The sequence below is a fragment of the Microbacterium sp. BH-3-3-3 genome (assembly GCF_007679045.1).
Taxonomy (GTDB): Bacteria; Actinomycetota; Actinomycetes; order Actinomycetales; family Microbacteriaceae; genus Microbacterium; species Microbacterium algihabitans.
In genome coordinates this window covers 164,065-178,916 of sequence record NZ_VEFS01000002.1, presented here as the reverse complement: position 1 = coordinate 178,916, position 14,852 = coordinate 164,065, and the positions used below count along the sequence as shown (strand labels likewise).

12 protein-coding genes are annotated in these 14,852 nt (G+C 72.3%); 5 read left to right on the top strand and 7 right to left on the bottom strand.

What is annotated here, in order from left to right; all coding sequences use genetic code 11:
- Positions 1-40 precede the first annotated feature (40 nt).
- Positions 41-2,929: an MMPL family transporter gene (locus FS769_RS08645; protein WP_144832448.1), complete on the top strand. Its 2,889-nt coding sequence runs from the start codon at positions 41-43 to the stop codon at positions 2,927-2,929.
- Complete coding sequence (locus FS769_RS08640) at positions 2,926-5,010, top strand: YhgE/Pip domain-containing protein (RefSeq protein ID WP_144832444.1); 2,085 nt, start codon at positions 2,926-2,928, stop codon at positions 5,008-5,010. The genes FS769_RS08645 and FS769_RS08640 overlap by 4 nt, the downstream gene beginning before the upstream one ends.
- A gap of 503 nt (positions 5,011-5,513) precedes the next feature.
- Here the strand turns inward: FS769_RS08640 and ccsB are convergent.
- The 7 genes from ccsB to FS769_RS08605 all read right to left on the bottom strand — a co-directional run bounded on the left by ccsB (position 5,514) and on the right by FS769_RS08605 (position 11,463).
- Positions 5,514-6,524 carry a c-type cytochrome biogenesis protein CcsB gene (gene ccsB, locus FS769_RS08635; protein WP_144832442.1) on the bottom strand — a complete coding sequence of 337 codons (1,011 nt, stop codon included), beginning with the start codon at positions 6,522-6,524 and terminating at the stop codon, positions 5,514-5,516.
- A gap of 4 nt (positions 6,525-6,528) precedes the next feature.
- Positions 6,529-8,199 carry a cytochrome c biogenesis protein ResB gene (locus FS769_RS08630; RefSeq protein WP_144832439.1) on the bottom strand — a complete coding sequence of 557 codons (1,671 nt, stop codon included), beginning with the start codon at positions 8,197-8,199 and terminating at the stop codon, positions 6,529-6,531.
- A gap of 13 nt (positions 8,200-8,212) precedes the next feature.
- Entirely contained in the window at positions 8,213-8,962 is a 750-nt protein-coding gene (locus FS769_RS08625; RefSeq protein WP_144832436.1) for a cytochrome c biogenesis CcdA family protein, read from the bottom strand.
- Positions 8,959-9,564, bottom strand: coding sequence for a TlpA disulfide reductase family protein (locus FS769_RS08620; protein WP_144832433.1), 606 nt, complete (start codon positions 9,562-9,564; stop codon positions 8,959-8,961). Before FS769_RS08620 ends, FS769_RS08625 begins: the two co-directional genes overlap by 4 nt.
- Positions 9,564-10,208: a histidine phosphatase family protein gene (locus FS769_RS08615; protein ID WP_144832430.1), complete on the bottom strand. Its 645-nt coding sequence runs from the start codon at positions 10,206-10,208 to the stop codon at positions 9,564-9,566. Before FS769_RS08615 ends, FS769_RS08620 begins: the two co-directional genes overlap by 1 nt.
- Before the next feature lie 76 nt (positions 10,209-10,284).
- Positions 10,285-10,965: a DedA family protein gene (locus FS769_RS08610; protein WP_144833105.1), complete on the bottom strand. Its 681-nt coding sequence runs from the start codon at positions 10,963-10,965 to the stop codon at positions 10,285-10,287.
- Between the two features lie 108 nt (positions 10,966-11,073).
- The gene (locus FS769_RS08605) at positions 11,074-11,463 is read right to left on the bottom strand and encodes a DUF6264 family protein (protein WP_144832427.1); all 390 of its coding nucleotides are present in this window, start codon (positions 11,461-11,463) and stop codon (positions 11,074-11,076) included.
- 68 nt (positions 11,464-11,531) lie between these two features.
- Between FS769_RS08605 and FS769_RS16830 the strand changes: the two genes are divergently transcribed.
- Genes FS769_RS16830 through FS769_RS08595 form a run of 3 tightly spaced genes read left to right on the top strand, consistent with a single transcriptional unit; the run spans position 11,532 to position 14,841 of the window.
- On the top strand, positions 11,532-12,296 hold the full coding sequence (locus tag FS769_RS16830) for a hypothetical protein (RefSeq protein WP_186325486.1): 765 nt from the start codon (positions 11,532-11,534) through the stop codon (positions 12,294-12,296).
- Positions 12,293-13,549: an adenosylhomocysteinase gene (locus FS769_RS08600; protein ID WP_186325485.1), complete on the top strand. Its 1,257-nt coding sequence runs from the start codon at positions 12,293-12,295 to the stop codon at positions 13,547-13,549. The genes FS769_RS16830 and FS769_RS08600 overlap by 4 nt, the downstream gene beginning before the upstream one ends.
- A complete protein-coding gene (locus tag FS769_RS08595) occupies positions 13,546-14,841 on the top strand; it encodes an amidohydrolase family protein (RefSeq protein ID WP_144832421.1) in 1,296 nt (431 codons plus the stop codon). The genes FS769_RS08600 and FS769_RS08595 overlap by 4 nt, the downstream gene beginning before the upstream one ends.
- The last annotated feature ends 11 nt before the right edge of the window (positions 14,842-14,852 follow it).

Genomic DNA, 14,852 nt, shown 5'->3' with positions numbered 1-14,852 from the left:
CGGTGATGTATCGACCCGTTCACCGATCGTGGGAGCCGCCGTGTCGACATTCCTGTACACCCTGGGTCGCTGGTCGTTCCGTCACCCCTGGCGCGTGCTGAGCGCCTGGTTGCTCATCCTCGTGCTCGCCGGCGGCGGCGTCGCCCTGCTCGCGAAGGGCACCGACAACACCTTCACCATCCCCGGCACCGAGTCGCAGGCCGGCCTCGAGATGCTCGGACGAACCTTCCCCCAGGTCAGCGGCGCGAGCGCCGAGATCATCGTCGTCTCGGCCGACGGCGCGAAGGTGACCGACCCCGAGTACCAGAGCGCCATCCAGAAGACGACGGGCGACATCTCCGACCTCGACTTCGTCGAGGCCGTCACCGACCCCTATGACTCCCAGATCTCGGGCGGCATCTCCGACGACGACCGCGCCGCGATCGTGCGCATCCAGTTCTCGGGCGAGGCGACGGCGGTCCCCCCGGCGACCGAAGACGGACTGCGCGAGGCCGCCACCGCTCTCGGCGACGCCCTGCCCAGCGGCTCGCAGGCCGTGCTCGGTGGGCAGCTGTTCGCTACCGAGATCCCCGGCGCCTCGATCACCGAGGCGCTCGGCGTGGTCATCGCCGCCCTCGTGCTCATGGTGACGTTCCGCTCGTTCCTCGTGGCCGGGATGCCGCTGGCCACCGCGATCCTGGGTGTGGCGCTCTCGATCGGGCTCATCTTCATCGCGACCGGCTTCGCGACGGTGTCGTCGACGACTCCGCTGCTGGCGGTGATGCTGGGCCTGGCGGTCGGCATCGACTACGCGCTGTTCATCGTCTCTCGACATCAGGATCAGACGCGCGCCGGCATGGACCCCGAGGAGTCCACCGCCCGCGCGGTCGGCACCGCCGGCTCCGCGGTCGTCTTCGCCGGCATCACGGTGCTCATCGCCCTCATCGGCCTGGGCTTCGCCGGCATCCCCTTCCTCACCACGATGGGCATCGCCGCCTCGGTCGCCGTCGCGATCGCCGTGTGTGTCGGCCTCACCCTCACCCCCGCGTTCCTCGGCTTCGCCGGACACCGCGTCGTCGGCTGGGGCTACAAGAAGCAGAAGAAGCGCTCCCGCACGGCCTCCGCCGAAGACGACGCCGCGGCTGCGGAAGAGGCCGCCGCCGAGAGCCTGCGCCGCGCCTCCACGGCGGCCGTGCGCGCCCAGCGCAACGGGCCCGCCAAGCGCTGGGTCGGCCTTGTCACCCGGCATCCGGTCATCACCACCGTCGCCGTCGTCGGCCTGCTGGGCGTCACCGCCATCCCGGCGGCCTCGCTCGCCCTCACGCTGCCCAACGCCGGACAGCTGCCGAAGGGCGACGAGGCGCGCGTCGCCTACGAGCTGACCGACGAGTACTTCGGCCCCGGCGCCAACGGTCCGCTCATCATGACCGGCACGATCGTCACCTCCGACGACCCGCTCACCCTGATGAAGGACATCGGCGACGAGATCGCCAAGATCCCGGGCGTCGCCGAGGTGGCCCTCGCCACCCCGAACGCCACCGCCGACACCGGCATCGTGCAGATCGTGCCCGAGACCGCGCCCGACGACCCGCGCACCGCCGACCTCGTGCGCGAGCTGCGCGCGGCCGAGCCCCGCCTGTACGACGAGTTCGGCGTGCACCTGCTCGTCACCGGCTACACCGCCGTCACCATCGATATCTCCGACCAGCTCGGCGCCGCCCTGCTGCCGTTCGGGCTGTTCGTGGTGGGGCTGTCGCTCGTGCTGCTGATGATCGTGTTCCGCTCGATCTGGGTGCCGCTGACCGCCGCCGGCGGATACCTGCTGTCGGTCGCCGCCTCGTTCGGCGTCGTCGCCGCGGTGTTCGAGTGGGGCTGGTTCGCCGATGCCCTGCACGTGGCCAAGGTCGGACCCATCATCAGCTTCATGCCCATCGTCGTGATGGGCGTGCTGTTCGGCCTCGCGATGGACTACCAGGTGTTCCTCGTCTCGCGCATGCGCGAGGACTACGTGCACGCCAAGCGCGAGGGTCGCACCCCCCGTGAGGTCGCGCTCGGTGCCGTCCGCAGCGGTTTCGTGGGCTCGGCCCGCGTGGTCGTGGCTGCCGCCGTGATCATGTTCGCGGTCTTCGTCGCGTTCGTGCCCGAGGGCGACTCGAGCCTCAAGCCCATCGCGCTGGGCCTCGCCGTCGGCGTCGCGGTCGACGCGTTCCTCGTGCGCATGACCCTCGTGCCCGCGATCCTCGCCCTGCTCGGCGCGAAGGCCTGGTGGATGCCGCGCTGGCTCGACCGGATCCTGCCCAAGCTCGACGTCGAGGGCGAAGCCGTCGAGCGCGAGGTGCACCTGGCCGACTGGCCGTCGGGCGCGCCGGTCGCGATCGCGGCCGAAGACCTGCAGACGATCGTGGCGACGGATGCCGAGGAGCCGGTGTTCCGCGACGTCGCGGTGCGACTGCCGTACGGCGGCACGCTGCTGGTCACCGGCGAGACGCGCACCACCCGCACGCTGCTGCTGACCCTGGCCGGGCGTCTGTCGAAGATCGAGGGGCGCCTGCGCGTCGACGGGCTCCTCGTGCCCGAGCGAGCGGGAGCCGTGCGCGCCCGCGTCGGCGTCGCCCTGCTCGACGACCCGATCAGGGCGCGCTCCGACGTCGCCGAGGCCGTCGCCCGCGGAACCCGCATCGTCGTGATCTCCGACGTCGACCGGCTCGACGACGACACCCGTGACGACGTCGCCGAGGTGCTGCGCCTCGCCGCGACCGAGGCGCGCGAGCGCAGCGGCGACGACGACTCCCCGTTCACGCTCATCGTCTCGGCCCGCGACGAACGGCGGGCCCTCGCCCTGCTGTCCGCCGCCCAGCGGCCCGACGTGACGTCGCTCCCCCTCGCGACGCCGCGCCGCCCCCGCCCCGAACCCGAAACCTTCGCCGATCTCTCCGAGGTGTTCGCATGACTCTCCCCGTCGAGCGCTCCCGCTCGCGCCGCCCCGTCACCTGGCTGACCCTCACCGGCGTGCTCCTGCTGCCCGCGGTGATCGGCGGCATCCTGGTCGGTGCCCTCTACAACCCCACCGACCGCCTCGACAACATCACGGCCGCGATCGTCAACGACGACAAGGCCGTCGAGCTGAACGGGCAGCTGGTCCCCCTCGGGCGCCAGCTCACCGGCGGCCTGGTCAAGGGCGCCGACGACCAGCCGAGCAACATCGACTGGGTCATCTCGAACGACGACGACGCGGCCGCGGGCCTGGCCGACGGCACCTACACCGCCGTCGTCACGATCCCCGAGAACTTCACCGCCGCCTCGCTCTCGACCCGCCCCGGAGAGACGCCCGAGAAGGCGACCATCGGCGTGCAGACGGCGCCCGACGCCCGCGTGGTCGACGGCGCGATCACCGCGCAGCTGGCATCCACCGCCTCCTCCGTCTTCGGCAGCACGCTGTCGTCGCAGTACCTCAAGAACGTGTTCCTCGGCTTCACCAGCCTCAGCGACCAGCTCGGCACGGCGGCGAGCGGAGCCCACCAGCTCGCCGACGGCGCCTCGCAGGCCGCCACCGGCGCCGGGAGCCTGCGCGACGGCCTCGGTCAGCTCTCGAGCGGAGCTTCGCAGCTCGCCGACGGCGCCGGCCAGCTCGCCGCGGGCACCGGGCCCCTCGCCGACGGCGCCGGCCAGCTCGCCACGGGAGCCACCGCCCTCGCCGGCGGAACGCGCGACGCCGCCGCCGGAGTCGACAAGCTCGCGGGGGGAGCCGACGGCGTCGCCGCGGGCAACCAGCAGCTCGCGACGCAGATCAACGGCCTCGCCGACCAGATCCCACCCGGCTTCGCCGACGACGCCGCCGCGCTGTCGAAGGCCGCGCCGCAGGTCAACCAGGCGCTCGTCGACGCCGCCGCCGCGCTGCAGAAGGCCGCCGAGGAGTGCACCGGCACACCCGAGCAGTGCCAGGCCCTGCGCACCGCCGCCGCCGAGGCGAAGAAGGCGCTCCCCCAGGCCACCGAGACGGTCACGAAGATCGGCGACCTCGCCGGTCAAGCGTCTCAGCTGCCCGCCGGCATCCGCGCGATCGCCGCCGCCAACCAGCAGCTCGCCGACGGCGCGACCGGCCTCGCCGGAGGAGCGCGCGAAGCGGCATCCGGACTCACCACCATCGCGGGCGGCATCGACGGCCTCTCCGGCGGGGCGACGAAGATCGCCGACGGCACGCGACAGCTCGGCACCGGAGCGGCCGCCCTCAGCTCGGGCGCCTCGCAGGTGGCATCCGGGATCTCGGGCGCCGAGACCGGAGCCGCCCAGCTCACCGACGGCGTGAGCCAGGTCGCGACCGGAACGGGCTCGCTCGCCGACGGTCTCGACAAGGCCGTCGCGCAGCTGCCGACCTACACCGACGCCCAAGCGACGAACCTCGCCGACGTCGTGGCCGATCCCGTCTCGGCGACCGGGGCCAGCGACTCGCTGTTCGGCCTCGCCGCGGTCCCGCTGCTGGCCATGGCCGTGCTGTGGTTCGGCGGGCTGGCGTCGTTCGTGGCGTTCCAGGCCGTGTCGGCACGCGCGCTGACCAGCCGTCGCCCCTCGGCGCTGGTCGCCCTGCGCGGGTTCGCGCCCGCCGCGCTCGTCGGCGCGGTGCAGGGCGTGCTGGTCGCCGGCGTCGTGCAGATCGCGTCGAAGTACGACTGGGGCGACTGGGCGCTGTTCGCCCTTGTCTGCGTCGCCGCAGGCATCGCGTTCGCCGCTGTGCACCAGGCCCTCGTCGCCCTCTTCGGCGGAGCGGGCCGTTGGATCGCCGCCGTCATCGGCGCCCTCGCGCTCGGGGCGAGCATCGTCTCGACCGTGCCGCCGGCCCTGGCCGCCGCCGCCTCGCTGCTGCCCACCGCCCCCGCCTACGACGCGATGCTCGGCGCCCTGTCGTCGTCGGGCGGCGTGGCCGCGGGCGTGGCCGGATTCGTGGTGTGGGCAGTGCTGTCGCTGCTGGTGACCACGCTGGTGGTCGTGCGCCGACGCACGACGACGACCCGCGCCGCCGCCCAGCCGGTCTGATCTCGGCGCGGCGCGGGCCGCCCGGCGCGTCGCGCTCACGTCGAGTCGCCTCGCGTCGCGCGTGCGGCGCAGGGATGCCGCGCCGAAAAGCCTGTTGAGCGTCCAAAACACGCCGCATGCGATTTGTGGACACGGCATGTCCTGGACACTCAGTGGGGGGTCTGTGGGACTCAGACGGCTCCTCCACACGGCGCCGATTCGCCGGGCGGCTGTGGGTCGCCACCGACGCACGACGAGATGCGGCGTGTTTCGGACACTCAACAGTCGGGGAGCCCGGCGCTCCAGCGGAGCGCTCGTTGAGTGTCCAGGAAACGCCGCAACGTGTGACGAGATGCGGCGTGTTTAGGACGCTCAACAGGTGGTGAGCCCGGCACCCGCGCTCGACCCGCGCCGCGCAACACCCCGCACACGCGCAACACTCCGCACACGCGAGACGCCCCGCACACGCGAGAGGGCCCGCCCGGCGCGATGCCGGACGGGCCCTCGAGCACGAAGGCCGCGCGTCAGGTCGTCAGACCGCTGTACGCGTGCAGGCCCTTGAAGAAGACGTTGACGATCGTGAAGTTGAACAGCACCGCGGTGAAGCCGATGATCGACAACCACGCCGAGCGGGTGCCGCGCCAGCCGCGGGTCGCGCGGGCGTGGATGTATCCGGCGTAGAGCACCCAGATGACGAAGGTCCAGACTTCCTTGGTGTCGAAGCCCCAGAAGCGACCCCACGCGTCGTTGGCCCAGATGGATCCGGCGATGAGGGTGAAGGTCCAGAAGATGAAGCCGACGATCGCGAAGCGGTAGGCCAGCGACTCGAGCGCCTCGGCGTTCGGCACGGTGCGCAAGAAGCTGCGCTTCGGCTCGGCATCCACCGGGGCGTCGACGAGCTTGCGCTCCCGACGGGTCTGGATGAGCTGCACGACCGACAACCCGAACGCGAGGGCGAACAGGGCGGTCGCGAGGCTCGCGACGAACACGTGCACGACGAGCCACACCGACTTCAGCGGGTCGGCGAGGGGCACGACGTCGACGTGGAACGCCAGGGTCGCTCCACCGAGCAGCAGCACGGCCAGGCCGGTCATCAACGAGCCGAGGAAGCGCAGGTCGTAGCGGGTCAGCACGGCCAGGTACACCGCGATGATCAGCAGCAGGCCCGTCATGGCGAACTCGTACATGTTCGACCACGGCACGCGCTCGGCGGCGATGCCGCGCAGAACGGTCGCGACCAGGTGGAACACGAAGCCGAGCGCCGTCAGCACCGTCCCCAGTCGCGCCCAGAGGTACCGCGGCTTGGACGGAGCGGGGGCGGATGCCGATGACCCGGCCGATGCGGAGGTGACTCCCCCGCCGCCCGCGGTCACGAGCTCGCGGGCCACGACCTCGTCTTTCGCCTTGAGCGCGAGGTCGCTGCGCCGAGCGAGGTCGATGGCGTAGGCGATGAACGCCAGCACGTAGATGGTGACCGCCGTCCACACCAGGAGGAGGGAGATCTCATCGAGGAGAAGCGGGTCGGTTCCGGTCATGGTGTCAGTCTACTTTTCCGGTGTCGGGGTGGGTCGAAGGAACAACGGCGCCGTGCTTGTCTGCGAGCTGGTCGACGGCGGAGGCCAGCGTCGGGTCTTCACCGCGCGCGAGGCCGGCGTACTCGACGAGCACGGTGTCGCCCTTCGGGGTCGCCTTGACCCACATGCGCCGGCGCGGCACGAACAGCGCCGCGAGCAGTCCGAACAGCGCGAGCAGCGCGAAGCCGAGCACCCAGGGACCGGCGAGGTCGCGGTGGATCGACAGCGAGGCGAAGCGCTTGACCGACTGCTCGTAGCCCGTGGCGCCCGCGGGGGCCTCGTTCTCGAACGTGATGGTGCCGAGGCCGTTGGGCAGGTCTTCGGTCTGGCCGGGCATGAGCTGCAGCGCCGGGGTGCCGCTGTCGCCGCCGGCGATCTGGGTCATCTTCGACGGGTCGAGGGTGTACACCGAGCGCGGGGTGCCGTCGTCGATGCCGAGGTCGCCCTCGTAGACGCGCAGCGTCAGCGTCGGGTACTCGAGGCCGCCATAGGTGGAGGTCAGCGCTCCGGAGTCGAGCACGTCCATCGTCGGGTAGAAGAACCCGAGCAGACCGAGCTGTTGCGGCAGGCCGTCGGCGACCTTGATGACGCCGAGCGAGGTCATGTTGGCGTCCTGCGGCAGGAAGGCGATCGAGTCGTGGAAGACCTCTTTGCCGTCGGCGTCGCGGATCGTCACGGTCGGCGCGTAGCCGTTGCCGAGCAGGTAGACGCGGTCGCCCTGCACGTCGAGCGGGTGGTTGACGCGCACCTCGCCGTCCTGCGCGTCTTGCCCGGGGGCCTGGGTGGTCACGTGGGCGATGAAGTCGCCGGCCTGGCCCGAGCCGGGCTGGCCGGGCGGCACGTAGCTGACGTCGAACTTGTCGAGCGTGATCGAGTAGGGCGTCAGGGTGTCGCCGCCGACGAAGCGGCCCGGGTTGAACGAGGAGTAGTCGAGCAGGCTGTTGGCGAACGCCTGGCCCTCGACGAGCACGCGCTGGCCCGTGTAGGTGAATCCGCCGCCGACGCCGACGGCCACGAGCACGCCCACGAGGGCGGCGTGGAAGACGAGGTTCCCGGTCTCACGCAGGTATCCGCGCTCGGCCGACACCGAGAAGGTGCCCCGACCGTCGTAGCGCGCGACGCGGTAGCCGCTCTTGCGCAGCTGCGCGGCAGCGCTCTCGACGGCGGCTGCCGCCGCGGCATCCGCATCTCCCTCCACCGAGAACGAACGCTCGCGGTGGTCGTCGAGGCGCGACAGGCGGGCGGGCGTGCGCGGGGGCTGCGAGCGCAGCGCCTTCCAGTGGTGCTTGGTGCGCGGCAGCACGCAGCCGATCAGCGAGATGAACAGCAGCAGGTAGATGGCCGAGAACCACGGCGAGCTGTACACGTCGAACAGGCTGAGCTTGTCGAGCACCGGCGCGAGGTCGGGGTTGTCGGTGAAGTACTGCGTGACGCCGTTCGGGTCGGCGGTGCGCTGCGGCACGAGCGAGCCGGGGACGGCGGCGATCGCGAGCAGGAGCAGCAGCACCAGCGCGGTGCGCATGCTGGTCAGCTGGCGCCATCCCCAGCGCAGCCATCCGACGGCACCGAGGCGCGGCTGGGTGATCTCCTCGCCGTCGCCGTCGGCGTGGTCGGACGGACGCAGCGGGTCGGTCATGGTGTTCCCTCGATCAGAGCGGGAGCTGGACACTGCCGATCACCCCCTGCAACACGGACATCCACTGACCCCAGAGGCCGGTCACCATCAGCAGACCGAGCACGATGAGCAGAGATCCGCCGATCAGGTTGACGACGCGGATGTGTTTGCGCACGAACGACACCGACTTCGTCGCCCACCCGAGGCCGAGGGCCAGGAGGACGAACGGGATGCCGAGACCCAGCGAGTACGCGAGGCCGAGCAGCGCCGCGCGCCCGGGGTCGCCGAGGTTGTACGACACCGACAGGATCGCGGTCAGCGTCGGGCCGATGCAGGGCGTCCACCCGATGCCGAGGGCGATGCCCAGCAGCGGGGCGCCGATCAGCCCGAGGTTCGCGCGCGACTGCATGCGCACCGACCTCTGCGCGAGGCCGAACAGGCCGATGAACACGAGGCCCATGAGGATGATGACGACGCCCATCACGCGCGTGATGATGTCGGCGTACTCGATGAAGAAGCGTCCGAGCGTGCCGCCCAGCACGTTGATGGCCATGAAGACGACGGTGAAGCCGGCGATGAACAGCAGGGTTCCGCCGAGCAGCCGCCCGCGCCCGGGGGCGGATGCCGAAGACCCGCGCGGCGCGACGGCACCGCCGATGTAGCCGAGGTAGCCCGGCACGAGCGGCAGCACGCAAGGGGACAGGAACGAGATGAGACCCGCGGCGAGCGCGATGGGCACGGCCACCCACAGGGCCCCGTCGAAGACGAGGGCGCCCGGGTTCACGCGTTCTCCGCGACCAGCGTGCGCACGATCGCCTCGAGGATCGAGGCCTCGGGAAGTTCACCGACGATGCGCGCGGCGACGCGGCCCTGCTTGTCGAGCACGAGGGTCGTGGGGGTGGCGTTCAGCGGGGTCGCCTTGTTGAACGCGAGCTTGAGCTGGGCGTCGCCGACGGCCATGGCGCTCGAGTACGACACTCCGTGATCGCGCGCGAACGACAGCGCGGTGGCGGGCTGGTCGTAGGTGTTGATGCCGAGGAACGACACGTCCTGGCCCTGGAACGTCTTGTAGGCCTGCTCGAGGCGCGGGGCCTCGATGATGCACGGGCCGCACGTGGCGTACCAGAAGTTGACCACGAGCACCTTGCCGGCGAAGTCGGAGCTCGACACCGCGGATCCGTTGTCGAGGGTGCCCTCGAACGAGATCGGGTCGGTGCGGTTCTCGGGCGCGATCTCGGTGGTCTGGAACCCGTTGGCGGCGATGTAGCCCTTGTTGTCGCCCGCGCGGTACTGGTCGGCCAGCGGGTCGGCGGTGCAGGCGGACAGCCCCACGATCAGGGCCGCCGCGGCGGCGAGGGCTCCGGCGGCGGTGCGGATTCGGCGCATCAAACTGCTCCTACGTCGACGGCTCCGGCCGTTGCGGCCGGCTCGGCGTACGCCACCTCGACCCAGCGCGCCGAGCCGTCGGCGCCGTCTCGCCGTTCGAAGCTCGTCACGCTCGACAGCGCGCAGCGGCGCTTGCGAGGGTCGTGGCGGGTGGGCTGGTGGGACAGGGCGAGGTGCGTGACCCAGATGGGCAGCTGGTGAGAGACCACGACGACGTCACCGCCGTCGACCCGCTCCCACGCGTCGGCCATGGCGGCGGTCATGCGCGCCACGATGTTCTCGTAGGGCTCACCCCAGCTCGGCACGGCGGGGCGGCTCAGGTGCCGCCAGTTGAGCGGGTTCGCGAGCGCCTGCTTCATGCGCCGCCCCTCGAACACGTTCGTGGGCTCGATGACCCGATCGTCGATGAACGGCTCGATGCCGAACAGCTCGACGAAGGGCTCCGCCGACTCGCGGGTGCGCTGCAGGGGCGAGACGACGAGAGCCGACACAGGCCGCTCGAGGCCGTGCACGTACTCCGCGGCCTGGCGGGCCATCCGGCGCCCGTCGACGCTCAGGCCGAAGCCGGGGAGCCGACCGTAGAGCACGCGACGGGGGTTGTGAACCTCTCCGTGGCGCACGAGATGGAGGCGGTCGGCGGGCACGGGCCCAGTCTACGGGCGGGTTCTGTGGTCTGACTGAGTCCGGATGCCGGTTGCCTCGACGTGGAGATAACCCCGTTCAGGCGTCTTTCCGGGCCGCCAGGAGCGAGCGCACTCGCGAGTACAGGAACCACGCGACGCCGATGCCGACGGCGGCGATGACGACGTACTGCAGGATCGAGGCGTACTCCTCGACGATGTGCCAGTTCTCGCCCAGCAGGTAACCCGCCAGCACGAAGATCGTGTTCCAGACCAGGCTGCCCGCGCCGGTGAGCAGGCCGAAGCGCCACATCGGCATCTTGGCCACGCCCGCGGGGATCGAGATGAGGCTGCGGAAGATCGGGATCATGCGCCCGAAGAAGACCGCCTTGCCGCCGTGCCGCTCGAACCACGCGACGGTGCGGTCGACGTCTTCGGGGTGCAGCAGCGGCATCTTGGCCGCGAACGCCCGCAGGCGCGCGGCGCCGAGCCAGCGACCGAGACCGTAGAGCATGAAAGCGCCGACGACCGAGCCGAGAGTGGTCCACAGCAGCGCCTCGAAGAGCGTGAACGATCCGCGGCTGGCCGTCAGGCCCGCCATCGGGAGCACGACCTCGCTGGGCAGCGGGGGGAAGAGGTTCTCGAGCGCGATCGCCACGCCGGCACCGACCGGGCCGATGACCTCCATCAGCGAGACGGTCCAGTCGGCCAGCGAGGTGAGCCACGACTGGCCCTCGGGCGAGCCGGAGGTCGATCTGACGGGGGTCAGGGTGAGGGTCATGTCGGTCATCGGGTGCCTTCGCGCTCGGTGATCGGCCGCCCGTGCGGGCGCCCAGTGCAAGGCTACGGGCCCGTCACCGCGCGTTCCTGGGGGTTGCCCCCGAGCGGTTCAGGATGCCGAGACCCCGGCGCCGACGAGGGCGGCGGCGACGAACCACACGGCGACCATGGCCACGGCCGCCACCAGCGGCACCCAGAAGGCGAGGCGATGGCGCACGAGGCGGATGATCGCGACGATCACGCCGATGAGGAGGACGACCCACGGCGAGACCACAGCGATCCAGAACCCGGCGTTCATGAGGTCGGTGTCGCAGGCGGCGCCGCTGCAGGCATCGGAAGCGAAGGCGAGCAGCACCCCCGCGTAGGAGGCACCGAGCGCCAGCAGGGGCAGCAGCACCAGCAGCGCGATCGTGATGGCGACATCCCACGGTCGTCCCGCGCGGGGCCGCGGTTCGGGGCTCAGCGTGCGGAACGACTCCGGGGGGAGCGAGTACGTCACGAGCGACATCTTAGGGACGCGGCGTCGTGAATTCGCGCCGAACCGGGTTCGCGCCCTACGTTCGAGCCGTGTCGTCCACTCATCCCGCTCCACCCCACGGGCTCGCCGACGCTCTGCCCGCCACCCGCCGCCTGCTCGCGGCGCCCTCCCCCTCCGCCCGCCCCCTCTCGTACGGCGGCAGCCTTCCCGCGCTCTCCCCGGGCTGGCGCTCCGCCCTGCGCGATGAGCTGGGCCTCGAGGTCGCGTACGACGAGAACGCGGTCGATCCGCTCTCGTCGCGCGTGTTCGACGTCGTGTACAGCCGTCTCCGCGCGGAGCAGGTGGTGCTGGCCCTCTCGGCCCGCACGAACCTCACCCTCGCCGGCAGCACGGTCCGCATCGTCGGCGACTCCTCCCTCGCCACCGCGTTGACGGCGCTTCTCCGCCGCCTCGGCGCGAGCGTGGTGCGCTCCACGGACGACCCCGTGGAGCGGCTGACCGCGACTCTCGACGGCGTGCGCGTCGAGGACGTGGCGGCGGCGACGTCGGGCTCCACCCCCTCCGCGATCCTCACCGGCGTCGGATACGACGCCCTCGGCATCGACGACGTCGCGGGGCTCGTGGCCGACGCCTCACCGCGGCCGGCCGACGCCTCCCCCGCTCCCTCGCCGCGCCCCTTCGTGCGCACCACCTCGAAAGGATCGCTCGTCGAGATGCCCTCTCCCCTGCCCGTCGACGGCGCCGCGCCCACGAGCGCGCAGCGGCGCATCCTCGACGCGCTGATCGCGGCTCTGGTCGTCGACGGCGGCCCCGACGATCCCCGCGGCGTCTACGCCCGGGCGGTGACCCCGTGACCGGCCGCATCGCCGACGCCTCGCTGTGGCGTGCGGGCCTCGACCGCATCGAGTGGGCGCGCGCGCACATGCCCGTCACCTCGGCCCTCGCCGCGCGTCTCGCGAGCGAGGGGACGGTCGCCGGCATCCGGACCGGGGTGTCCGACGTGCTCGAGCCGAAGACCGCCACCGTCGCGCTCGCCCTCGCCGAGGCCGGTGCCGAGGTGACCGTCACCTCCGCGGGCCGCAACACCGACGACGCCGTCGCCGCCGCCCTCGCGCACGCGGGTCTCCCCGTGTACGCCCGGGCCGACGCCGAGCGCGCCGATGACCGGGCGAACGCCCTCGCCCTGATCGATCACCGGCCGCAGGTGATCGTCGACGACGGCGCCTCGACCATCCGCCTCGCCCACCTCGAGCGTCCCGACGTGGTCGCCGAGATGCGCGGAGCGACCGAGCAGACCACCTCGGGGGTCCGGCCGCTGCGCCGCATGCAGGCCGACGGCGCGCTGCGCATCCCGGTCGTCGCCGCGAACGACGCCCGCTCGAAGTCGCTGTTCGACAACATGCACGGGACCGGCCAGTCGGTCGTGTTCGCCGTCGCCGACGTGGCCGACCGATCGCTGCGCGGGGCCACGGTCGTCGTGGTCGGCTACGGGCGCGTCGGCACGGGGATCGCGCAGCACTGCGCCGCCCTCGGCGCGCGCGTCGTGGTGACCGAGACCGACGCGGTGGCGGCCCTGCAGGCGGCGTTCGCGGGGTACGAGGTGCGCCCGCTCGCCGACGCCGTGCGCCGCGCCGACATCGTCATCTCGGCCACCGGCATCCGGCACACGATCGACGTCGCCCATCTCGACGCGCTGCCCACCGGGGCGATCGTCGCCGTCGGCGGCGGCGTGGGGCAGGAGATCGCGCTCGACGCCGCTCGCGCCGCGGGGGCCGTCGAGATCTCGCGCGACGCCGCGGTGTCGGTGCTGCGGATGCCGAGCGGCGCCCGGGTGCGCGTGCTCGACGACGGCAACTGCCTCAACGTCAGCGCGGCCGAGGGCAATCCAGTCGAGATCATGGACCTGTCGTTCGGCGTGCAGCTCGCCTCGGTCGCGCACCTTTTGGTCACCCCCGATCTCGCCCCGGGCGTGCACGACCTGCCGCGCGCGGCCGACGACGAGGTGGCGGCGATCGCGCTCGGCTCTTTCGGGGGCGCCCTCGACGTGCCCTCGGCGGCGCAGACGGCGTTCCTCGCGGCGTGGCACCCCGAGGACGGCGACGAGTGAGCGTCGAGGTCCACCGGGCGCCGGTCGTCCTCTCGGCCGGGCGCCCTGCTCTCGTCGACGGGGCGGTGGCCGTGGCCGGGGGCCGCCTCGTCGCGGTGGGCACCGCCGACGAGGTGCTGGCCGCGCTCGACTCGGCGGCGACCAGCGTCCACGAGCACCGCGGCGCCCTCACCCCGGGGCTCGTCAACGCCCACACGCACCTGCAGTACACCGACATGGCCGAGGTCGGCAGTGCCCAGCACGCCGGCTTCGAGTCGTGGATGAGCGCCTTCATGGCGCTGTACCCCCTGCCCCGCGACTGGAGCGCCTCGGCTGCCGCCGGTGCGGCCCTCGCTCTGCGTTCGGGGACGACCTCGGTCGCCGAGATCGTGACGGATGCCGCGGCCGGAAGCGCCGTGCACGACGCGGGTCTGCACGGCGTGGCGTTCTGGGAGGTCCTCGGCTACACCGATCGCACGTGGGCGGAGGGAGGAGAGGAGCGCGTACGGGCCCAGCTCTCGGCGCTCCCCTCGCCGCCCGCGACGGGTCTGTCGCCCCACGCGGTCTACTCCCTCGACACCGGGGTGATCCGCGAGCTCTCGCGCCTGTCCGCCGAGCTCGGCGTGCGCCAGCACATCCACGCCGCGGAGTCGGCGTGGGAGGACGCGTACGTGCGCTCGGGCACCGGCGACCTCGCCGAGCGCTGGCGCGCCAACGGCCGCGGCGAGTTCGCGCTGCTGCAGGGCGGCGGGGTGGGCACGGGGGTCATCCGCTACCTCGACGGCCTGGGCGCGTTGAGCCCGACGACCCACCTCGCGCACGGCATCTACGTCGCCGCCGACGATCGCGCCCTGCTCCGCGCACGCGGCGTCAGCGTCGCGCTCTGCCCGCGCTCGAACCGCGTGATCGGCCTCGACGCGCCGCCCGTGGCGGCCTACCTCCGCGAGGGCAACGCGATCGCCGTCGGCACCGACTCGCTGTCGTCGTCGCCGAGCCTGTCGATCTGGCATGACGTCGCCGCGCTCCACGACATCGCCCGCGACCAGGGCTACGCCGACGACGACCTGCACGAGCGCCTCTTCGCCGCGGCCACCGCGGGCGGCGCGCACGCCCTGGGTCTCGACGACACCGGCGTGCTGCGTCCCGATGCGCGGGCCGACCTGGCGGTTTTCGACGTGTCGAGCACCGATCCCCGCGACGCGCTCGTCGAGCTCGTCGAATCGGGTCCGGGCGAGGCGTCACTGACCGTCGTCGGCGGAGAGATCCACTGGGCGGGCCTCGCCGCGCACGAACGGGCCACCGCCCGGGTGTGAGCGCCGCGACC